We start from the raw sequence: 22735 nt of genomic DNA, 5'->3' as shown, positions 1-22735 counted from the left end.
TTCGTTCATACGCTTTTCCATATATGTCCTAACATGGCAGCACCCCCAAAATGCCACTGTGCCAACTGATCGAATCGATGGGGCGTCACACCGCCTAAGGCTATCACGCGCTGGTCGATGATACCCATCTGTCCCGCCTTACACATCACCTCGGGTGCAAAGGCGGCATAATAGCCAGGCTTGGAGATGCTGTCGAAGACCGGACTCAGAAACAGATAGTCCATCAAGGGGTTACCCTCGAAGTCCACACGTGCCTTCTGCGCCACCAACTCGCTAATGGTATGACAACCACACGACACCCTATACGCACTGGTGATATACGATGGGATATCAGGATGCCGCCCATTGAGATGGATGCCGCGCAGACCGAAGTCGGGCACCAACGCAAAGAAGTCGTGTATCATGAGATGTTTCCGCACCTCGGGCGACAGTTCTTGCAATAGTGCTGCCACCTGCTCGGGTTTTGCCTGTGGCTTGCGCAGGTGGATGATATCCACCCGGCAAGTCTCCAGCAGTTCGGTTATTTGTCGGGCCTCGCCCGCATAGAAATCCGGTCGTGTAATACCTATTACTCTGAACATGACTTCAACGAGTGACTGATTCGGGCAGCGCAGAACTCCGGACCACACATGGTGCAATAGTTGCCCTCAGTGTGGTTCGACAGTTTGTAGTACTCCAAAGCACGTTCGGGGTCGAGCGAGAGGTTGAACTGGTCTTTCCAGCGGAAGTCATAGCGCGCCTTACTCAGGGCGTTGTCACGAATCATGGCAGCAGGATGTCCCTTGGCCAGGTCGGCAGCATGGGCGGCAATCTTATAGGCCACCACGCCATTGCGCACATCCTCGCGGTCGGGCAGTCCGAGGTGCTCCTTGGGGGTGACGTAGCACAGCATGGCGGTGCCATACCAGCCGATATTGGCGGCACCGATGGCGCTGGTGATATGATCGTAGCCGGGGGCGATATCGGTGACCAGCGGACCCAGGGTGTAGAAGGGGGCGCCGTGGCACTTCTCGATCTGACGGTCCATGTTCTCACGGATCTTGTGCAAGGGCACATGACCGGGGCCCTCGATAAACACCTGCACATCCTTGTCCCAGGCACGCTGCACCAGCTCGCCCATGGTGTCGAGCTCGGCAAACTGGGCGGCATCGTTGGCATCGTGGATACAGCCGGGGCGCAAGCCATCGCCCAGCGACAGTGCCACATCGTAGCGACGACAGATATCGCAGATATCATCGAAATGCTCGTACAGGAAACTCTCCTGCTGGTGATGCTGGCACCACTGGGCAATGATACTGCCACCACGACTCACGATACCCGTCAGACGATTATCAGACAAGTGTACGTTCTTCAGTCGGATACCGCAGTGAATGGTGAAATAATCCACGCCCTGCTCGCATTGCTCCACCAGCGTGTCGCGATACACCTCCCAGCTCAGCTGCTCTACGTGTCCGTCCACCTTCTTCAGCGCCTGATACATAGGCACCGTGCCCACAGGCACCGGACTGTTGCGGAGAATCCACTCACGGGTAGTGTGGATATCCTCGCCTGTCGAGAGGTCCATGATGGTGTCGCCACCCCATTTACAGCTCCAGATGGCTTTCTCTACCTCCTCCTCGATACCCGAGTTGTCGCGCGAGTTACCGATATTGGTGTTGATCTTCACCAGGAAGTCGGTACCGATAATCATGGGCTCCGCCTCGGGGTGCTTCTTGTTGGCAGGAATCACCGCCTTACCCGCAGCCACCTGCTGACGCACGAACTCGGGGGTGATATAGCTCTCAATGCCCATGGCCTCACAGTTCATATTCTCACGGATGGCCACATACTCCATCTCATGGGTGATGATACCACGCTTGGCCAGCGACATCTGGGTGTCGACCTCGTTTCTGCTCTCAATCCAGGGGGCACGCAGTTTGGGCAGTCCCTTCTCCAGATCCACCTCGTAGTCGGGATCGCTATATACACCGCTGGTGTCGTAGATGGTCACACGGCCATTATCCTCAAGCACGCGCTGACCGTCCACATGCTTCACGGTGGGCGTCAGCGTTACCTCGCGCATGGCCACACGGAGGTCGGGATGGATACTACCCTCTACATAGATCTTTTTCGACGAGGGATATGTAATACGTTGATTAATATGTATGGTCTTCATTATGTTGCTTTACTTTGTTAATGATTACTTTCATTTGTTCTTTCGGCTGCTCGGCACGCAGCACCGTTCCACTCACGGCCACGCCCTGCACACCACTATCCAACAGCAGTTTCACATCGTCGGGCTCTATCCCGCCAATAGCCACCATCGGCACGCTGATACCCTCCTGACGCATCTGTCGGGTAATCCTCAGATAGCCCTCTGCACCGAGTATGGGCGAGAGATTGGCCTTGGTGGTGGTGTAACGGTAAGGCCCGCAACCGATATAGTCGACACCGGCTGCAGCCAGCAGGCGCACATCATCGATGGTGTTAGCCGTTCCACCGATGATGCTGTCATCGCCCAACAGCTTCCTTGCTTCAACAGGCGACATGTCATGACGGCCCAGATGTACGCCATCGGCACCGATGGCATCTACCAGCTCCACATGGTCGTCGACAATGAACACGGCACCAAAGCGATGACACAGCTCACTCACCTCGCGACCTGTAGCCACTATCTGTTCGGCAGTAGCCTCCTTCATGCGCAGCTGTATCCAACGGCAGCCTCCCAGCAGTGCCTGCTCTATGCCACGCACCTGTGAGTACTCACTCGTTGCATGCGAGATGAACTGTACACGCATGCGACCTAAACCATAGCTCATGCCTACCGATGCACGAAGGTCGGATTGCAGATACTCAATGCCTCCACGCACAGCATCGGTCAGCGATTGTCCTTGCGCCAACAGCGTAGCGATGGCCGACGAGAGTCGGCAGCCAGTGCCATGCATGCCTTGGGTATAGACAGCCTCGTGACTGAACGTCAGCACATGACCATCCATATAGAGCCGGTCGCACTTTTTGTCACCCTCGGCATGACCGCCTTTCAGCAGCCAGGCATGCTGATCCTTACCAGGCCCCAAGCCATAGCCAGCCAGCACTTTCGCCTCGGGCAGATTCGGTGTGATCAGGGTAGCCAACGGATAAAGACGCTTTACAAATGTGCCAATGGCATCGGCATCCATGAGGGGCATGCCCGAGGTGGACACCATCACGGGGTCGAGCACGATGCACACATCGGGATGCGATTGGCGGTAGGCGGTGAGCTCCTGAGCCACCACCTCTACCACCTCGCGCGTGGGCAGCATGCCCGTTTTGATGGCCAGTGGCTGCAGGTCGTTCAACACGGCACGCAGCTGCTGACGCACCAGCGTGGCTGACACGGATTCACTGTGTAGTACCCCCATGCTGTTCTGAACGGTGAGCGCCGTGACCACCGAGGCGGCATGGCCACCCAGTTGTCCGATGGTACGGATATCGGCCTGCAGGCCTGCGCCGCCAGAGCAGTCGCTACCAGCAATGGTGAGTACGGTTGTCAGTTGTCTCATACAGCCACACAAGGGTTCATGGTTGGAATATCGAAACTGCGATCCCAACTCTTCCACACGGGCTGCACGCCCATGCGCTTAAGGTCGGCCACCACCTCGGGGGTGGTACGGCTGTCGGCCACATGGAACTGCTCCAGGGCGTTGGGATAGCAGGCATAGCCGCCTGGGTCGGTATGACTCTCGGCACTCATGGTGGTGACACCCAGCGTGGCCATGTGGTTACGCATGTCGCTGGTTTCACGGGTAGAGTAAGAGATATCGACATCGTGATCGAAGATACGCATGGCAAAGGTGACCTGTGCCAACTCGCGGTCGCTCATCACCACGTTGGGCTGGAAACCGCCATTCTCCGACGGACGCATACGGGGGAAGTTCACACTATAGTGTGTCTGCCAGTAGGTCTTCTCTAAATAGCGCAGATGATAGCCCAGCATGGCTATCTCCGTGCGCCAGTCCTCCAGACCGATGAGGGCGCCCATGCCGATGCGCTGCACGCCGGCCTGTCCCATACGGTCGTAGCCATTGAGTCGCCACTCGTAGTTCGACTTCATGCCACGGGGATGGTACACCTTGTAGCGGGCCTCGTTATAGGTCTCCTGGAAACAGATCACGCCATTGAGTCCGTGCTGTCGCAACAGGGCGTAGTCCTCCATCTTGAGGGGCATCACCTCGATCTGCAGGTTGTTGAAATAGGGTTTGGCCAGGTCGAGGGCGCGGGCGATATAGTCCACATTAGCCAGTACCGGATTCTCACCTGTCAGTATCAGCAGATTATCAAACGGTCCCAAGGCTTTGATGGCCTGGTACTCGCGCTTGATCTCATCCTCGGTCAGCACAATGCGCTTCATCTTGTTCTCAACATGGAAGCCACAGTACACACACGAGTTGGTGCAGGCATTGGTGATATACACGGGTATGAACATGTTGACCGTATTACCGAAACGCTCCCGGGTGTACTTCCTGCTCAGCGCTGCCATGGGCTCCAGATATTTGGCGCCGGCAGGCGATATCATGGCCATCAGGTCGTCGACATCGCAATGCGATTTGTTCAGGGCACGTACCACATCGGCATCGGTCTTGCTCATGATGCGCTCCGTAGTAGCGTCCCAGCCTATCTTTCTGATTTCGTCTATAAACATGATGCGTTATCCTCCACAAAAAGCTTTAATGATAATAATGTCGTCTTGCGGGCTGATGGTGGTCTTCTCCCAGTCAGCAGCGTGAACGATGGCGCCGTTCACGGCTATCGCCACTCCTTTGGTGCCGATGTTACGCGCCTCGGCCAACTGGGCCAGTGTGGTACCATCGTTCAGTGTGGCAGGTTGGTGATTGATTGTTACTTCCATCGTTCAGTCCTCCGCTAAGAATGATGTGAGTGGCGATGTGGCCGAAGCCTCCATGCGCGCTGTCGGTGTGGCTACACCTGCTTCGAAAGCCTCGCGTCCAGCCTCAACAGCCAGTCGGAAGGCGTGTGCCATCCGCACGGGATCGACAGCTACGGCAATGGCGGTATTCACCATCACGGCATCGGCACCTATCTCCATGGCCTTGGCGGCATCGCTGGGAGCACCGATACCGGCATCCACCACTACGGGCACCTGAGCCTCGTCGATGATGATGTGCAGGAAATCGATGGTACGCAGTCCCTGGTTACTGCCGATGGGCGAGCCCAAGGGCATGACCGTAGCGGCACCAGCCTCCTGCAACCTGCGACACAACACGGGATCGGCCTGACAGTAAGGCAGCACCGTGAATCCCATCTTCACCAGTTGCTCGGTAGCCTTCAGTGTCTCCACAGGGTCGGGCAACAGGTAGCGTGGGTCGGGATGAATCTCCAGCTTCACCCATTTGGTACCAAACGCCTCCTCAGCCATCTGACAGGCAAACACCGCCTCTTCGGCATTGCGACAGCCCGATGTGTTAGGCAGAATCTGAATGCTGGGATGCTCGATGAAGGGCAGCATGTCGTCGCTACGCTCATCGTCGTCGATACGCTTCATGGCCATAGTCACCATCTCAGTACCCGATGCCTCTATGGCCTTCTGCATCAGGTTGTTCGAACCGAATTTTCCTGTACCCATAATGATACGGGAGGAGAATTCCTTTCCGTTAATCCACAATCTTTCCATTGTTAATAATACACTATTAGTGGAGCTTTTATAAGAAGACCTCATCAAACTATCCCTTCGGCAGCATTACCTGCATCAGGTTATATGGGTATCATCTCAGCACTGCCAAACAGCAGGCACCCCGTGTTTAAATCGGCTGCAAAGATAAACAAATCTGCCGAAACGTCCAAACATTTCGGCAGATATTTTTTTATAATCCTTTCTTCATGTGGCGCATGGCACACGGTAGCCACACTGTGACCGTGGTGCCCTTGGCAGGCTCGGAGTTCAGAGTGATCTGACCATTCAGACTATCGACAATAGCCTTACAGATACTGAGCCCAAGACCGGAACTCTGATTGAAGAGATTCAGCGAGTCGCCCATCTGGAACATCGACGAGAGATTGTTCTGCAGCTTCTGCGGCATACCGTCGCCAGTATCAGTGACGGTTATCTTCAAACCGCGGCGCTCATATTCATAATTCAGCGTGATGAGCCCCTCCTTGGTATGCTGCGTGGCGTTATGCAGCAGGTGCATCATGAGCTGATACATCAGATTGGTATCGAGCGTAGCCTTGCAATGGGGCGAAAGCGGACTGCGCACCACAATCGACACCTCGGAATTGACATCGCGCAACGCCTCACGACGATACGACGCCATAAGCTCGGCCAGATTCACTTCAATCATCGTAAAGGTACCCATACTACTCTCGAAATTAGAGAGCTCGAGCAACTGCGAGATAAAATAAAGCAGCTGATGACCATTCTTGTTGATATGCTTAGCCTGATTGATGACTCTGACGGCATCCATATCATCTACACTCTGAGTAGAAAGCTCGTCGCTGGTCTTGATAATGGTATTAAGCGGCGAACGGAGCGCATGACTGACATTGGCCAGAAACACCGTCTTGATACGCTCACTACGCTGAGCACGACTTATCTCCTTATTCAAACGTTTCCGATAGTAGTGATGCCCCAGAAACAGACTTACCAACAATACTACAATAATGACAATGTTTATAATCCAATACCAATCCATATAGCTATATTTTAGGTTTCTGATTGCAAAGATAAGCAAATAAGACGAAAAAAAGAAGCAGTTAACAATCGTTAACTGCTTCTCCTTATACGTTAGGCGATGTCTATCTGACGTGAGAGCTTAACCTTCTCCTCGACCATCTTCGGCAACTCTACGGTGAGCACACCATCCTCCACACGTGCCTTGATGTCCTCCTTCTTCACATCATCAGGCAGGATCAGGGTCTGCTCATACTTAGAGTAAGAGAACTCGCGACGCAGGTAGCGGCTGTTCTTATCCTCCTCCTTGTGCTCGTGTTTCTTCTCCATCTTGATGATCAGGTTACCCTCATCGTTGATGTGCACATTAAAATCCTCCTTCTTCATGCCCGGTGCGGCCAGCTCTACGGTGTAGGCCTTCTCGCTTTCTTTCACATTGATGGCTGGTGCGGTGCAATTGGCGCGCGGCATAAAATCCGTGTCAAACAAATCACCAAACACGCTTGGAATCCAACTGTTACTTCTCATTACTGGCATCATAATCTTTACCTCCTAATTCTATTTTTTTAAATTGTTAAACCATGTTGATGAGCGCCTCGTGGCGTTCACCAACCAAGGATGCAAAACAGATACCAGCGAGAAAATATGCGTCAGATTGACAGAATTTCCTGACAAACTGACAGAGCAGCCGCTACGGTAGGTATCTCAGAAATCACAACAGAGTGCTTGCCTTTACCCTCGCGGAAGTTGCACCTGCGGGGATAGCGCGATACGTACTGCAGAATGCGCCCGAAGGCTTCGCTCTGGAAGTAAGGACTATCGTCGCGACTCACAAAGTAGAAGTACATCTTCTGCTGTTTGAGCATGATCTTTTCGATACCCAACTGCTTGCCAGCCACACGCAGAGGCACCACGGTGATGAGCTCTTCGCTGACGGCAGGGATAGGTCCGAAACGGTCGATCAGGCGCTTGCGATAGGCATCGAGCTGCAGTTCGAGCTGGGTGCTGTTGGCCAGATTGTCGAGCTCGCGATACAGCAGCATACGTTCGGAGTCGCTGGGCACATACTGGTCGGGATAGTACATCTCGATATCCGAATCCAGCGCACAGTCGTCCACCCAGGCTATTTGAGCATGAAGCGCTGACTGTTGATCGTTTTTGGCATCGGCCTTTTCTACAGCTGCAAACTCGGGTTCCTCGTTCTTCAGCTCTGCCATCGCCTGGTTTAGTATCTTCTGATAGGTCTCGTAGCCCAGGTCGGCAATAAAGCCGCTCTGCTCCGATCCCAACAGGTTGCCGGCACCACGGATGTCGAGGTCCTGCATGGCGATATTGATGCCCGAGCCGAGGTCGGAGAAATTCTCGAGGGCCTCCAGTCTTCGGCGGCTCTCAGGATTGAGTGCCGAGAGCGGCGGTGCCAACAGGTAGCAGAAGGCCTTGCGGTTGCCACGTCCCACACGACCACGCATCTGGTGCAGGTCGGAGAGTCCGAAGTTATGGGCACCGTTGATGATGATGGTGTTGGCATTAGGTATGTCGATACCGTTCTCGACGATGGTGGTCGATAGCAGTATGTCGAAATCGTAGTTCGAGAAGTCGAGGATGATCTTCTCGAGTTCCTCGGGCTTCATCTGTCCGTGACCGATACAGATACGGGCATCGGGCACGTACTTCTGGATAATCTCGGCGATATGTGGCAGGTCGGCTATACGGTTGTTCACAAAGTACACCTGTCCGTTCCTGCTCATCTCGTAGTTCACCGCCTCGGCGATGATCTCTGGCGAGAATGTGTGTATCTCGGTCTGTATGGGATAGCGGTTAGGCGGTGGCGTCTGGATCACGCTCAGGTCGCGCGCACCTACCAGCGAGAACTGCAGGGTGCGGGGGATAGGCGTGGCACTCATGGTGAGCGTGTCGACCGATGTCTTCATCTGGCGCAGCTTCTCCTTGGTCGATACACCGAACTTCTGCTCCTCGTCGATGATGAGCAGTCCCAGGTCCTTGAACTTCACACTCTTGCTGATGAGTCGGTGGGTACCGATGATGATATCTATCTTACCCTCGGCCAGATCCTTCTGGATGCGGGTAGTATCCTTAGTGGTACGCGCACGCGTGAGGTAGTCGACCGTCACAGGCATATCCTTCAGTCGCTTACTGAAGGTACGGAAGTGCTGATAGGCCAGCACCGTGGTGGGCACCAGCACCGCCACCTGCTTACCATCCACAGCAGCCTTGAAGGCAGCACGCACAGCCACCTCGGTCTTACCGAAGCCCACATCGCCACACACCAGTCGGTCCATGGGGCGTGCTTTCTCCATGTCGGCCTTCACATCCTGCGTGGCCTTCAGCTGGTCGGGGGTGTCCTCATAGAGGAACGAGGCCTCGAGCTCGTGCTGCAGATATGAATCATGACTGAAGGCGAACCCTTTCTCGCGGCGACGCTTGGCGTAGAGTTTGATCAGGTCGCGCGCTATCTCCTTGATATGCGCCTTGGTGCGCTCCTTCAGACGCTCCCACTGACCAGTGCCTAAGGTAGAGAGTCGTGGTGCCTCGCCACCGTCCTGCGACTTGTATTTAGCCACCTTGTAGAGCGAGTGGATCGATACGTAGATGGCGTCGCCATGCTGATAGGTGAGCTTGATCATCTCCTGATAGCCATCACCCTGCGGCATGCGCACCAGACCGCCGAACTTGCCCACGCCATGGTCCACATGCACCACGTAGTCGCCAATCTCAAACTGCTGTATCTCCTTCAGCGTCAGCGCCATCTTACCGCTACGGGCCTTGTCGCTCTTCAGGTTGTATTTATGGAAACGGTCGAATATCTGGTGGTCGGTAAAGAAACACACCTTCAGGTCGTCGTCGATAAAGCCCTCGTGCAGGGTCTTATCCACGGGCGTGAAACGGATATCGGCCTGTTCGCCCTCGGTAGCGGCACGCTGGGCAAAGATATCCTTCAGTCGTTCGTTCTGCTTCGGACTGTCGGCGAGGATATACAGCTGGTAGCCCTGGTCTATATAGTTATCAAACGCCTGGAACAGCAACTCGAAGTTCTTGTGGAACAGGGGCTGGATGGTGATATTGAATCGGATGATGCTGCAATCGGATACCGAGGCACGATGCCCGAACTCTATTCTGCGGAAGCCCTCTGCCTGATGCATGAACTGCGGACCAGTGACCAGTGGCATACCTTCCTGGAAGGCGGCATCGATGGCATCGCGCACATACAGATAGTCCTTCGTGGCGATGATGGTATCGGCAGGCAACAGCGAGAGGAACGGCTCCTGGGCAGTATCGCTGGCCTCGAGTTCCGGCACTATCTCTACCCTATCGCGGGCATCGAGCGAGAGCTGGTCCTCCACCTGGAAGGTACGTACTGAATCCACATCGTCGCCAAAGAAATCCACACGGTAGGGATACTCGCAGCTGTAGCTATACACGTCGAGGATAGAGCCACGCAGGGCAAACTGTCCGGGCTCATACACGTAGTCCACCTCGCTGAATCCCAGCTCGCGCAGCTGCTTCACGATATCGCCCACAGCCACCTGCTGCCCACGCTCAATGGTGAGTGTGCGGGCGTTCAGCGTCTGCTTGGGCACTACCATCTCGGCGAGCGCCTCGGGATAGGTAACAATGTAAAGCTGACAGTTGTCTGTCGACAGTTGCGTCATCACCTCGGTGCGGAGTATCTGCGAGGCAGCATCCAGCTGACCGTACTTGATGGCGCGCCTGTAGCTGCTCGGGAAGAACAGCACGCGGCGCTGCCCCAGCAACTGTGTCAGGTCGTGGTAGAAATAGCCCGCCTCCTCGGCATCCTGCAGGATGAAAAGGATGGGCGATGAACACTTGGCAGCCAGACTGCCGAACAACATCGGCGCACTGGAGGCCAACAAACCCTCGAGGAAAATCCGCTTGGAGGCGGACGTTCCTATCTCATGAGCCAGCGCCGACACCTGCGGCAACTTGGCATATACCTTCTCTAAATCTTCTATCTTCATCGCGTAATCGGTGCAAAGATAAACAAAAAAAACGAAACTCATGAATGTTTCGTTTTTTTTATTCTCTGGCATCATGCCAGACAGATTCACCTGACCATAGACCGGCATCGCTCCAGATAGCGTGCTGCTCTATCATTTGCTCAAAGATGTCTGACATGCTTGATATACTTAATTAACGTGTTTATACTTGATTGCTTGCGGCTTGCTAATGCACATCGTTCAAGAATTTCGATATCGAAATTCTCAAGTGCGTCAGTATCAAAACGGATGTCTTCCTCAAGATATATCTCTATATCCTTCATGAAGCGTAGATTCAGACACTTGCTAAAGTTAATCACATCGCAAAGTGCCTTCTCGGGTGTTGCTATCAAGAAGCTGACACCATCGGCCTGTTCTATTCTTATGCCAACTGCGAAGTATTCTGGCGAGCAATTCTGATAACTAAAACGACCAACAGCATTCTCAAAATCTCTGGAATGTTTGGTGGTGATTGATGTTACCTGGTACACACGTTCTGGTATCAACCCATAATAGCGCAAGGCATATTCACATCCCACATACGATGGACCGTAAATATGATTGGCTATCAGTTCCTTCGACAGTTCCTTACCGGTTTCCATCTTGCTGGCCACATACATTCCCTTCTTTAAACGAATAAGCTGACCACTCTTTTCGAGCGCACGCGCCTTCTCGTTAATATGCTTATGGTCCGGAAAAACCGCACTTAGCACATTAACGTCAAAGGGGATATTGCCTATGTTCTCAAATGGTGTCATCTCAATACAATTAGTGTTTGCATGGTGCAAAAATAGTTATATTTCGTACACAAAACAAATATTTTCTTTGTTTTCTGTGCAAAATATGACTATTTTAACTTTATTTCAAGGGAAAAGGCCGATTCCAAAAGAATCTGCCCTATGCAGTTAGCCAAAATAAATGAAGTAGAATTTTTCTGCATAATAATTTGGCGGAATAAAAATTAGTCTGTATCTTTGCAATCGAATAAATAAGCAATGCATAAACAACCATTTAATGGAGGTAACATAATTATGAAGAAAATAGTATCTCTATTTGCTATCATCATATCGTTGATGGCGTGCACTAAAGAGGAGGTTAGAGAGGCGGATCAATATTCGCTTCCAAGTGTAACAATGGATTCATGTGTGATAACCTCAGATAATTCGTTAACAGCCTACATGACTGTAGACAAAGGTGAGTCGTTCCGCAATCATAGTCTACAGATGCTGGTATATGATGCGAAGAATCTGCAACAGGCACAGTCGACCATCAACGTGGATCTGACAGGCGAACGTGTGCAGAAGATTCAGAAAGCATTTTCCGTACCTGCTACAGGAACCGAATATCTGGTGAGCGCCGTACTGAAGACGACTAAGAACGCGTTTAAGTCGAACCCGATAATGGTGAGTATGGGCAAGATGACTGCCGAGAGTTATCTGCGCATTTGGGGGCAGCCTCGCTATCTGGACGAAGTGACCTACGAAGGAAGATGCACCCCTGCGAAATTCGAAACCGACGAAGTGGCGCTACACTTCTCGGCAAGAAGGCGTTTTGGCATCGTTGTGAGGGCAGCTGTAACAGGTATGCCTGTAGAGGTTAGAGTGGGCAACCGACTCTACTCTATTAACAAGCAGGCATGGTATTATGACTCATATTGGAACCCGGAAGCCGATGCGCCATTTGAGGTAAATTTGGACGACGATATGGAACCCGGCATATACGATGTGGCACTGCACTGGGGCGACATAGAACTGCCCCTACCCAAGAAAATCCGCATTCTGCCATTGAAGGCGGAGGAAGAGGAAACCATTTCGTTTACCGAATTTAACGACCAGCCTTATAATGCCAAAGCTGCTTTTAGAATAGCCGACAAGATGTATTATTACACATGGGCTGACCCCTGTTTGCTTGTATCGTACGACCTGAACACCCAGACATGGACCAAATACAAGGAGGTGCCCGAAAATATTAAGGAAATGGTGGCAGTAGGCTCGAAGGCGTATGGCATTACTGAGGAATATACATGGCTCTACGAAGATAAGTATCTGTTAGAGAACAAGTTGTACGAGTATGATTCGCTGACCGACAGCTGGAAGAAACTCTCGGATGTGCCTACAGAGAAAGGTGTGAGCCAGATGAAGATGTTCGCTGCCGGTGGAAATGTGTATTTATGTGGCGGAAACTATCTCGACCAGAGATATAACACGAGTGACTCGCGCAACATAAACCAGCGTTGTATGGAGACCTGGAAGTACGACGTGTCAACAGGACAATGGACGAAGGTGGCCGACAAGCCTACTAAACAGGTTGTAATACAAACGGGCAATGGTGATACTAACGGCTACGTGATGACGGCCGAGGGAAACCTGTGGGTGTATGATTCAAGCAGAGACACATGGACCAAAGAGACGCAGTTGACATCGGTTTACGAAACAATCAATCAGGCACAATGCCTTCTGGAATATAACGGCAAGCTCATCTATGCTGGTAACAACGAGAATTCGGCCATTTACAACTACGACTTCAATACCGGCAAATGGGAGCTGTTAGGACTTTATGAAACAGCGATATTAAGTCCGAATATATTGGCCGGTACGTTCCATAACGGAAAGCTCGTGCTGGGGCCGGTATTGAAATATGCCGACACGCCTAACGCTACAAATATGAAGTTTATAACCTTTGAAATGAAATGAACATGAAATCGATCATAACAACAGCACTATTAGTAGTAGCACTGGCGATGACGACCAGTTGTAGTACAGAAACGATTCTGGAAGAGGCTACCTACGGTCAGCAAGAGCCATCGTATGTCAATGGTGAGCTTCCTGCTAATGTGAGCATCTATAGGAATCGAGCTGAGATAAAACTCTATAAGCCCGTGATGCATTATGTATATTTGGACGGTGCGCTCATAACGCAGAAGAAGCCTACTGAGGACGACGATGTGGTAGTATTGCGTGCTCTGACGCCTAATACAGAATACCATTTGTATATCACGGCTCTGGATGGCGAGAAAGTACTAACAAAAGACATGACATTCACTACAACGAAGCCGTATGCCACGTTGGTAGATGCATTCGACCTGAATTACTACGACGGCGAGGAAGAGCTGGGATTTGTTCATCAGATGCCAGGAGGCGACTTCCTTATACAGACTCACAAACAAAGCGAGTGGGATGATCTTGATTATCGCATAAGCCGAATAGATGCCGATGGACATGTAAAGTGGCGAAGCAATATACCATATATTAATGCCCATGTATCGGAAGATGGAGAAATAGCTGCGTGGACATACAACAAGGTGTGCAGACTGAATCCTGAATCAGGCTCAGTAATGTACGAATATTCATCGAAACTCAATAATGGTTTATTCAATAGCGCTTGTGTATGCAACGACGGCGGAATGGCCATTGTGGGCAGAGGTAACACTGGGAGTAAGTGTTACTTTGCACGCCTTGATGCCAATGGGCAACTCATTCATGAAGCAGAAAGCGAACAGGCCGACGAATTGTTTGCTGTTCATCCTACAGCCGACGGCCATCTTGTTGCAATCGGCAGGCGCGGTTTGGAGACATTTGTGACTATCACCTTCGATGCAGAGGGCAATGTGGTTGGAGAGTCGACCGACTATGAAGAGAATAGAGACCTGGGATACAGAGGATACATGAAAAACTCTTTAAGAGACAATCAGGGTAACATCTACTTCCTTGGCGGCTCTGAGGTAAATACCGAAAGAGGATACGCAGCGGCTGTTGATGTCATCAAGGTGGATGCGCAGGGAAAAATTGCATGGACGCGCACATTGGTATATGAGTATGATGAGTACTATTCTACATACATGAACTTTACGGACGACGATAAGTTGTGCGTGCTTTATCATGGCGATAGTGCCAACAGATTAGCATTGTTGACGACAGAGAATGAGTTGCTGCACGACATCACGCTCAATGGTAATTACGGTGCCGTAAATGGATGGATGGCGAACGAAGCATTCACTCAGTTCTATCTCATAGACAAGTACGGCCGGTTCATTTTCATCAACACCAAGGGAGAGTAAATAGTCACCCCGTCAGCTTGTGAAAGTCGCACTTCTCGTAGCCCACATTGTTGTATGCCAGGTACCATGTATGCCAGGTACCAGGTTCCTGGCATATTCTTGTTCCTGTAATAAAATAAGGGTAAAAAACAATTTTAGTCTGAAAAGTTGGCACATGTGCCACTTTTTTAGCCTAAAAGTATTGTTTAATCAGTATTTATTTATATCTTTGCACTGAAAAATTGGCACATGTGCCATAAATTAATTGTAAGATGGAGATAAAAAGAGACAGCTATCTGAACCAACTGGTCAACGCGAGACAGAATGGATTCATTAAAGTAGTAACCGGACCGCGCAGGTGTGGGAAGTCATACTTGCTGAAAACCTTGTTCCACAACCACCTGCTTTCAGAAGGGGTAGACGAGAGCTGTATCATTGAAGTGGACTTAGAGGACAGGGCCAATAAGGAGTTGAGAGATCCTGATACATTGCTGGCATACGTCAAGTCCAGGATAGCCAGCCAACAATTGCATTTCATAATTCTGGATGAGGTGCAGAAGGTTGATGAGTTTGTGGATGTGCTCAACAGCCTACTGCATATAAAGAACGCAGATGTATACGTAACTGGCAGTAACTCGCACTTCCTTTCTACCGATATTGCAACAGAGTTCAGGGGACGTGACCATCAGATAAGGGTTTATCCATTGAGTTTCACAGAATACTTCTCAGCTGTAGGTGGAGACAAGAGCGATGCTTGGAAAGACTATTATACTTTTGGCGGTCTTCCGTTGATTTTGTCATTCACTTCTGACCATGAAAAGGCAGACTATCTTCAAAAGCTGTTTCAGACCGTCTATATGGCGGATATCCTTGAGAGATATAAGATCAAGAATGACAAAGAACTGCGTGAACTGGTCAACATCTTGGCTTCCTCTATCGGCTCGCCAAATAATCCTTCGAAGATTGCAAATACGTTCAAGAGTGTTGAGAACTCAAATATCACGAGCCAGACCATCGACAAGTATCTACTTTATCTTAAAGAGGCCTTTGTCATCAATAAAGCAGAGCGTTTTGATGTAAAGGGAAGGAAGTACATTGGTACGCTGTCGAAATATTACTTTGAGGACTTGGGCATCCGTAATGCGCTGATAAACTTCCGTCAGCAGGAAGAGAACCACATTATGGAGAACGTCATCTATAACGAACTCTGCATGCGTGGCTATCAAGTGGATGTCGGTCAGGTGGAAATCCGGAAGAGGACCGAAGACGGGAAGCAGGAGAGAGTACGGTTGGAAGTGGACTTCGTGGTCAATCAGGCAAGTCAGCGCTACTATATACAATCAGCCTTGGCTATCCCGGATAGAGAGAAAGAATATCAGGAAACTCAATCTCTGGTTAATATTGATGACTCTTTCAAGAAGATTGTCATTGTGAAAGACAATATCAAGCCCTGGCGCAATGAAAAGGGCATCTTGGTGATGGGACTGATGGACTTCCTGCTGAATAAGAATAGTTTGGAGATATAAAGTTCTTTATAATTCAAAAATCCCAAAGCGATGCTATTTTGCCTTGGGATTTAGGATTTTTTATTGTTTACTCCGGCTGGAGATCGGCGTACTCGCGGGCTACGTTGGCTATGCAGGGACAGAATGCCAGTGGGACAATGCCAGTGGGACAGTCCCGTGACAGATGATATGCAAAGTCCAATGATTTTTTTATAATTCTGTTTCATTATATGAGCATCTTATAGAGAAATAGGGGGCGGAGAAAGTAATCAGATTCTCAGTCCCTTTGATCCTTTTTGACTTATTTAAGAGTTTCATCTTCTGTTACCATTTCGTCTACTATTATCTTCGGCAGGAATAATGTATCTGGGCGGTTGTTTACCATGAGAACTGAATCATTGTAATACATGTATACCGAATGTCGGGGTGCCAGGGGACAGGTACATGGCACCTTGTCAATATACGCACGATTTCTCTATCAGCCAAATAATCACGCCAGAATTTAACAAGATTAACACATTCGAAGATAGGTATTTAGCACATTTACTATTCATTCAACATCATAAGTTTGCATTCAATCTCTTTACAAAACACTTGTAGATATTCACTATTTTGTACCGAACTTGATATAAGATTCTTGAAATCTGTTATAGTGTAATCATTATAATACAATTCCGCTGCTATTAATGTAATATATTCGCTTGCTATTTTACGGTTTTTACTGAGGTATGCTAATACATAGTCTGGGGCGTTAACAACAAATCTGTAACAATATCCTCCTAACATTTCAGATAAAGCTCCATCTGCATGCTTGATAATATCATTCATTAAGTAAAAATATAGCATTCTTTTGTTCCCTTCTGATAACACACATAACGTGTCAAGGATAACTACTGATAAACTATCATCAGACAACGATATTTGATGCAAATAAAGTTTCTCTATATTTACATCAACATTCAAGGACTTGATAGTTTCTGATTTCGAAGAATCACATAGTTCTTCCCAATACAGATAATTCCCCGCATAAGAGAAACAACAGCTTAAGAAAGCCAAAACTAATCCAAATAATAGTTTACTCATTTATATATTGTTTGAGATCATCTTTGATTATAACCTTTCCAGGTACTTCTTGTAATCCGATGCAAAGATAATCAATAGTTCAGAAACAAACAAAGATTTATCAAGAAAAAAACAGATAATTTCTCGCGAATAATCAGAAGCACTCTGCTATGCCGTTTTGCAAAGAGCCCTCGTGATTCTCCTATCCCTTTATTTCCTCTGCATCTGAATTGGTATCGTATATAATGATGGTCCTTATTTTTCCACGCCAGACCCATACCTGTAATCCCGATTTGTCGAAAACATACACATGCTGGTTCTGTCCCCAATTGTCTTTACATGGAATATAACATATTTCATGATTAGAAGGCTCCTCTTTAATAACATTTAGAAAATCTTCAAATTTCATTTTTATGAGTTCAATTCCATTATAAAAACACGATTCACGACAACAAATATTGACTATATGGGAATCTTCACACCATAATTCGATATTATACCCATGAATTTTTATTTCGTAATCATCAAACCTACTTGAATCATCATATTGATTATTAGAATGAACTAAATTATCGTATCTTGAGATACTTTTACCTAAGTAAAAGATGTCATATGATTTATTAAGAACTAATCCTTTCTCCATGTCTTTATCGTTTATTTCATACATAACACTTCTTTCTCTTTATTGAGACTACACTTCTGTATAATCTCTGGAATATAATGATTTATACATTCCTGCAAATCCGAATTACAGAAAGTAATTCTATTAAGTTCTATTTTCATGTTCTGCTTGACACTCTGTCCCTGACAAAATGTACAAACTACTAGCAATAAGCATATCAGCTTAATTCTATTTCTTACGGCTTCCATTGACTGTTATTCCTTTAAGTTCTGTTTATCTTCCACCATATGTCATCTTCATTCCTTCATAATATCCATGTTCTTTTATGAGTCATTTTAGCGCGTATTACTCCTTCATCTTTTTGACACACAGATACAGGTTGAGCATACAAAGACAGATGTGTAGAGCAAAAAGTGAATAATAAAGACTGGTGATAGTTATAAAGGATGAGAACAACTCCTTTCCAAATAGCCAGATTGGAAACCTAAACAATGTATTATATTCATCTATGACGCCGTCGGATGCTCTTGTCGAAATATAACGGTATCCTGTTATCATGCAAAACAATACAATAATAAAATATCCAGACAGAATTAACCAATGGCTTCTCTTAAATTCACTAATACTATCAATTCTCAACTCATAAATCAATGCAACTATATTGAGAATAATTGTAATGATTATTGTATTATAGACTTCTGGATGCAATGGTAGTTTCATTGCACTTAAATTAGAACTATAATCTAATAATGGTTCATATTGTATTTGCATTTCAAACCATACAATCCAGAAGACAATAATAATATCAAATATTCCTAGAATTGCGATTCTATTCTTTATCATACACCTAAGGATTAATTTCATATTAAAAAACTCCAGTATTACCATTACTTAACCATTCATCACGGTGCCAAGGGACATGGTGCCAGGGGACAGGTACCTCTTCAATTATTCAGTAAATTCGCCACTCCACAGATTCACATTAGGATCATCTTCACTATAGTACACATCAATAGAATCTCCCTTTTGGGGATATGGTGGATTTAATAGAGTGTATCTGGATATTCCTGAGTATTTCACACCATTCACCATAAACTCATAAAAAATTTTAGTCTTACGATGCGTTATGGAATTAATAGATGCCTTAGTTACACTATGACTGATACTTAACCTCTCTCTATATTCGTTAATTTTAGTACGTTCTGGGTAAACCAAAATACGAATCAAAACGATGACAACTATTATTGCCAAAATATATCTCCACGCAAATTTTAGAAAATCTAACTTAATCATAATTCTTTATTTTTTATCATAATACTGATATGAATTATACATAATTTCTGCGGTTTTATTTTTTACTGCATTTCCACGTTCTATAGATTTATTCTTTTTTGCAGCATTTTTCTTGTCCATCGCATTCTTTCTTCTTATAACGTTCTTCTGTTCAATACTTAATGACCTTCCACTATTCTCAGCTCTCTCCGTTGCAGCTTTTACTGCTTTTTTGTTCGATGTAGGATGAACGGTCTTTCTATCAAACGCTTTCACTGTCTTTCCAACAGTATAATCTATCGTAGCATTAGCAAGGTCACCGCCATTAGCGACTACATCTGCCGCATATCTTGTTCCTTCTGCTACAACCTTTCCCGCTATTTTTCCCGCTATTTTGCTTCCTGTTCTTGTGACAATAGCTCTTCCTGCCGCAGTTTCTACTGCAGATGCGCCACTTGAAATAAAGCCAGCTACAGCTGACAATGCTATTGCTTTCTCATCGATATCCGTAAGACAATCTGTTGAGAATCCTCCACTGGCTGCAACATTTGCTGTAACCTGACACACATAATCAGTTACTGCACCTATAATACCACCTGCAATATTAGTCCAAATTCGTCCGTCCGGGTCAATATTCTTAATAGGGCTATTCCCACAATAGTTATACGGACTAAACGGATAGAACTTTTCACACAATGGATCCATCCTATCCCATCTTAGCAGGATTGGGTCATACAGTCTGGCACCATAGTCATACCAGTTCAGACCATGCACATGATCGAGTTCCTTGCCGTTATATTTGTAGGGCTGGAAATCTGCAACCGATGCCTGGGCATAGCCGCCATCGAACAAGTACTTATCAACCTTGCTATTCTTCATTGTCAGACCGCTACCATGCTGATAGTCATTCTTTTATCATTCTATTCTGCCTCCCAAAACCACCAGTCACTATATCATTCCCCAATAGTTTCTGATAGTTTTAGTTTTTAGGGATATACTTATAATCTTTTAACACATGGAGTGTATCATCATTTAGAACAATCGTCTCTTTATTAATGATCTTTACATGATATTCTATGTCATAATACATAATTATAGTAGAATCATTTATGGGTTTCCATGTGGTCGACATTTCAAAGTCCGGCATCAAAATTTCCATAAAATCCCCTGATCTTGAAACACAAAAGTTCTCCTTTCTTCCATTGACATCAAAATAATGATATCGATTAGGAGCTCCTTGTTTATACCAATACCTAAAATTACCGCCACATATAACATCCTCTATATGTGGAGCTTTATTCTCACATGACATAAAGAATGCAAGAACAATCATCATTAAGATGTAGTTACTTCTCATAGCTAAAAACTTATTGAGTTACCCCCATCATGATAAATAGGAGTACCATGTCCCCTGGCACCCTAGACTTAATCCTCCTGTTCATAATAGTAAGAATAATCAATACCCTTCATGAAAGTCTCACGGTCGTTGATCTTATCTGTAAGTGCTTGTTTGAGCAGCTTTTTGACATGGGTGCTATCCATCTGGCTTTCTATCATAGCATTCAGATACTCTTTCTTACCCACCTTACTCCAATCTACGCACAGTCCCAATTGTTTCTTCAGAATAAGGTCGAGCCATATACGCGTTGAACGACCATTGCCCTCCATAAACGGATGAGCCGCGTTCATCTCAACATACTTATCGATGATTTCGTCGAAAGTATTCTCTGGCATTTTCTCAACAGTCTGAAGATAGTTGTACAAATGTTCTGCCAAACAGAAAATTGTATTTCCCTTAGAAATGGTTTTGGTACGAATTTTACCAGCAAAGTCGTAAAGACCTCCAAACAGATAGGCATGAATTTGCTGTAAGGCTTTAACTGTACCAGGCTTTAAGTTCTCTAATAGTCCACTTCCAAAAAGTGTATAGGCCTTCTTCTGGCTTTGGCCATCGATAGTAGTATCACTGTAGGTAAACCAATCCAAAAATGCGTTAGCACGGTTGTTAGGGTAATTTTTTGCCAATGTCTGTACGCATTCACTATCCAGTGCGTCTGCCAATCGCTGCTTGCCATCAGGAGCTTCGAATTTGAAGTGGTTAGTGATACTAACCAGTTCAACACCATCCTTAGCCATCTTGCCTTTAAGGTATTTCCAGTAGTTTCGACATTTCTTGTAATCGTCCTCATCATTGATGGCACGCACGATGTCAGTTGCCGAGAACCACCACTTTGAGTTGTCCTCGTCCCAGGCAGCTCGAACCTCTCTGTCGTTAAAAAAGCGTATTGATTTCTTGCTCATCGTCCCATGATTTTAGCCATCAACTCTGTTTTCTGTTTATTTTCGTTTTTATACTATTCACTTACTGTTTATACGGATAGTTGATTTTTCAGCTATTGTGCCGCAATTGGCTACAAATTTAACTAAAATCCCACAAACAAACTAAAAAGTAAGCACTATTTTAAATAAAATTTTGATATGTGGTGGAAATGTGCTTGCTGTTGATGGAGGTAATAGGGATGGATGGTAATTATTTGATTTACACAATTATCGCCAATAGAGTAGGTAATGCATATTGTCAATGTCGTTCTTGATGGTGTTCAGACAGACCGGTGGGAAAGTTTCAAACTCTAGTTCCTGATTGACAATTTCCCAAACGTGGCATCTCCTTTCCGCGAGGGTGGTGGTGCCATGTACTGTCCCCTGGCACCTTCTGATCACTCTCTCCGACCCCTCACCCCTCTTTTCTTGCCCTCCATTTCTTGGCGATAGGGCCTTGTAGCGGAAGTAGGGCTCTGTCCCTTGATCCTGTAATTCTGTCAGCCATTATGTGTTTTCTTGTATCACGGTCAAATCGCATGTCACGAAATAGCGTTTTTTAACCTCTGATACAATTAATTCCCAGTTATTTAAGGGATAATGTTCATCATCTGGTTGTGCCTCATTATTTACAATCAACTCATATTCACTATCAATGTAGAGATGTAAATCGTAGGTATGAGTATTTAATTCAATTCTATTTATTATTCTTCCCTCCAATTGTTTGGCAGCAATAGCAACTTTACCTATATTAGCAGTTGTTTCATCATCTGCTGTTGCTATTATACTGCCAAAATGTAAAATTTCCCAATAGCACCATATCCAGATAGAATTATTCCCCTCTGTCTCTATAAGCAAAATACTACCCGCACCACCTCCTGCTCTTGAATAATTAATTCTGTTGCCTTGTAGCTTTTGCAAAGCTTCATTAATTGGTAATGTGTTCATTTTACAAATAATTCCTTTATTAAAGAAATGGGGTGCGGAGAAAGTGATCGGATTCTCAGTCCCTTTGATCCTTTTATTCAATTCTATCTCCCCAAACCACCAGTTTTAATATCCTCCCCTAATATTTTCTGATACTCTTTGGGGATATACTTGTAATCCTTCAGAAGACATAGTGTGTCATCACGAAAAATAATCGTCTCATCATCAATGAATTTAATGGGAAGTTCTCTTCCTGACAATAGAATTGTTGAGTCATTTAAAGGTTTCCAAATGGTAGAAATTATAACATCTGACATCTTAAACTCTCTA

21 protein-coding genes and 1 riboswitch are annotated in these 22735 nt (G+C 46.8%); of the genes, 3 read left to right on the top strand and 18 right to left on the bottom strand.

Going from position 1 to position 22735, the window contains the following annotated elements; genetic code table 11:
- Positions 1 to 5: 5 nt before the first annotated feature.
- From T491_RS16130 to T491_RS0109045, 10 genes are all read right to left on the bottom strand, one after another.
- Complete coding sequence (locus T491_RS16130; RefSeq protein WP_036915802.1) at positions 6 to 581, bottom strand: thiamine phosphate synthase; 576 nt, start codon at positions 579 to 581, stop codon at positions 6 to 8.
- The gene (gene thiC, locus T491_RS0109085; protein ID WP_028903614.1) at positions 569 to 2155 is read right to left on the bottom strand and encodes a phosphomethylpyrimidine synthase ThiC; all 1587 of its coding nucleotides are present in this window, start codon (positions 2153 to 2155) and stop codon (positions 569 to 571) included. The genes T491_RS16130 and thiC overlap by 13 nt, the downstream gene beginning before the upstream one ends.
- A complete protein-coding gene (locus T491_RS17410) occupies positions 2136 to 3521 on the bottom strand; it encodes a thiamine phosphate synthase (RefSeq protein WP_081773317.1) in 1386 nt (461 codons plus the stop codon). The genes thiC and T491_RS17410 overlap by 20 nt, the downstream gene beginning before the upstream one ends.
- Entirely contained in the window at positions 3518 to 4660 is a 1143-nt protein-coding gene (gene thiH, locus T491_RS0109075) for a 2-iminoacetate synthase ThiH (RefSeq protein ID WP_028903612.1), read from the bottom strand. The genes T491_RS17410 and thiH overlap by 4 nt, the downstream gene beginning before the upstream one ends.
- A gap of 6 nt (positions 4661 to 4666) precedes the next feature.
- The gene (gene thiS, locus T491_RS0109070) at positions 4667 to 4867 is read right to left on the bottom strand and encodes a sulfur carrier protein ThiS (RefSeq protein ID WP_028903611.1); all 201 of its coding nucleotides are present in this window, start codon (positions 4865 to 4867) and stop codon (positions 4667 to 4669) included.
- Positions 4868 to 4870: 3 nt separating this feature from the next.
- A complete protein-coding gene (locus tag T491_RS0109065) occupies positions 4871 to 5650 on the bottom strand; it encodes a thiazole synthase (RefSeq protein WP_028903610.1) in 780 nt (259 codons plus the stop codon).
- 34 nt (positions 5651 to 5684) lie between these two features.
- Positions 5685 to 5784, bottom strand: a riboswitch (TPP riboswitch).
- A 56-nt stretch (positions 5785 to 5840) separates the two neighbouring features.
- Positions 5841 to 6668 (bottom strand): sensor histidine kinase KdpD, encoded by an 828-nt coding sequence (locus T491_RS0109060; protein ID WP_028903609.1) that lies wholly within the window; start codon positions 6666 to 6668, stop codon positions 5841 to 5843.
- A 92-nt stretch (positions 6669 to 6760) separates the two neighbouring features.
- A complete protein-coding gene (locus T491_RS0109055; RefSeq protein WP_033148912.1) occupies positions 6761 to 7186 on the bottom strand; it encodes an Hsp20/alpha crystallin family protein in 426 nt (141 codons plus the stop codon).
- A 110-nt stretch (positions 7187 to 7296) separates the two neighbouring features.
- Positions 7297 to 10644, bottom strand: a complete 3348-nt coding sequence (gene mfd / locus T491_RS0109050; RefSeq protein WP_028903607.1) for a transcription-repair coupling factor — start codon at positions 10642 to 10644, stop codon at positions 7297 to 7299.
- A gap of 140 nt (positions 10645 to 10784) precedes the next feature.
- Positions 10785 to 11420 carry a hypothetical protein gene (locus T491_RS0109045; RefSeq protein WP_028903606.1) on the bottom strand — a complete coding sequence of 212 codons (636 nt, stop codon included), beginning with the start codon at positions 11418 to 11420 and terminating at the stop codon, positions 10785 to 10787.
- Positions 11421 to 11693: 273 nt separating this feature from the next.
- Between T491_RS0109045 and T491_RS0109040 the strand changes: the two genes are divergently transcribed.
- The 3 genes from T491_RS0109040 (at position 11694) to T491_RS0109030 (ending at position 16224) form a co-directional block, all read left to right on the top strand.
- Complete coding sequence (locus T491_RS0109040; protein ID WP_197018839.1) at positions 11694 to 13355, top strand: kelch repeat-containing protein; 1662 nt, start codon at positions 11694 to 11696, stop codon at positions 13353 to 13355.
- On the top strand, positions 13352 to 14719 hold the full coding sequence (locus T491_RS0109035) for a hypothetical protein (RefSeq protein WP_028903604.1): 1368 nt from the start codon (positions 13352 to 13354) through the stop codon (positions 14717 to 14719). The genes T491_RS0109040 and T491_RS0109035 overlap by 4 nt, the downstream gene beginning before the upstream one ends.
- Before the next feature lie 251 nt (positions 14720 to 14970).
- Positions 14971 to 16224 (top strand): ATP-binding protein, encoded by a 1254-nt coding sequence (locus tag T491_RS0109030; RefSeq protein WP_028903603.1) that lies wholly within the window; start codon positions 14971 to 14973, stop codon positions 16222 to 16224.
- Positions 16225 to 16749: 525 nt separating this feature from the next.
- On the opposite strand, the gene T491_RS17675 is transcribed toward T491_RS0109030, so the two are convergent.
- The 8 genes from T491_RS17675 to T491_RS18080 all read right to left on the bottom strand — a co-directional run.
- Positions 16750 to 17286, bottom strand: a complete 537-nt coding sequence (locus tag T491_RS17675; protein WP_155950088.1) for a hypothetical protein — start codon at positions 17284 to 17286, stop codon at positions 16750 to 16752.
- A gap of 181 nt (positions 17287 to 17467) precedes the next feature.
- The gene (locus T491_RS0109020; RefSeq protein ID WP_028903601.1) at positions 17468 to 17908 is read right to left on the bottom strand and encodes a hypothetical protein; all 441 of its coding nucleotides are present in this window, start codon (positions 17906 to 17908) and stop codon (positions 17468 to 17470) included.
- A 927-nt stretch (positions 17909 to 18835) separates the two neighbouring features.
- Positions 18836 to 19180, bottom strand: a complete 345-nt coding sequence (locus T491_RS0109010; RefSeq protein ID WP_028903599.1) for a hypothetical protein — start codon at positions 19178 to 19180, stop codon at positions 18836 to 18838.
- A 6-nt stretch (positions 19181 to 19186) separates the two neighbouring features.
- Complete coding sequence (locus tag T491_RS0109005; RefSeq protein WP_028903598.1) at positions 19187 to 20038, bottom strand: RHS repeat-associated core domain-containing protein; 852 nt, start codon at positions 20036 to 20038, stop codon at positions 19187 to 19189.
- A gap of 100 nt (positions 20039 to 20138) precedes the next feature.
- Complete coding sequence (locus T491_RS0109000; protein ID WP_155950087.1) at positions 20139 to 20516, bottom strand: hypothetical protein; 378 nt, start codon at positions 20514 to 20516, stop codon at positions 20139 to 20141.
- A 68-nt stretch (positions 20517 to 20584) separates the two neighbouring features.
- On the bottom strand, positions 20585 to 21460 hold the full coding sequence (gene fic / locus T491_RS0108995) for a protein adenylyltransferase Fic (RefSeq protein ID WP_028903596.1): 876 nt from the start codon (positions 21458 to 21460) through the stop codon (positions 20585 to 20587).
- Between the two features lie 525 nt (positions 21461 to 21985).
- Entirely contained in the window at positions 21986 to 22426 is a 441-nt protein-coding gene (locus T491_RS0108990) for a hypothetical protein (RefSeq protein WP_028903595.1), read from the bottom strand.
- Between the two features lie 83 nt (positions 22427 to 22509).
- Positions 22510 to 22735, bottom strand: a 226-nt coding sequence (locus tag T491_RS18080) for a hypothetical protein (protein ID WP_036915799.1), incomplete at its 5' end; no start/stop codon positions are given.

This window comes from Prevotella sp. P6B4, assembly GCF_000619985.1.
In the GTDB taxonomy this organism is placed as follows: Bacteria; Bacteroidota; Bacteroidia; order Bacteroidales; family Bacteroidaceae; genus Prevotella.
This window is presented reverse-complemented; position numbering and strand designations above follow the sequence as displayed.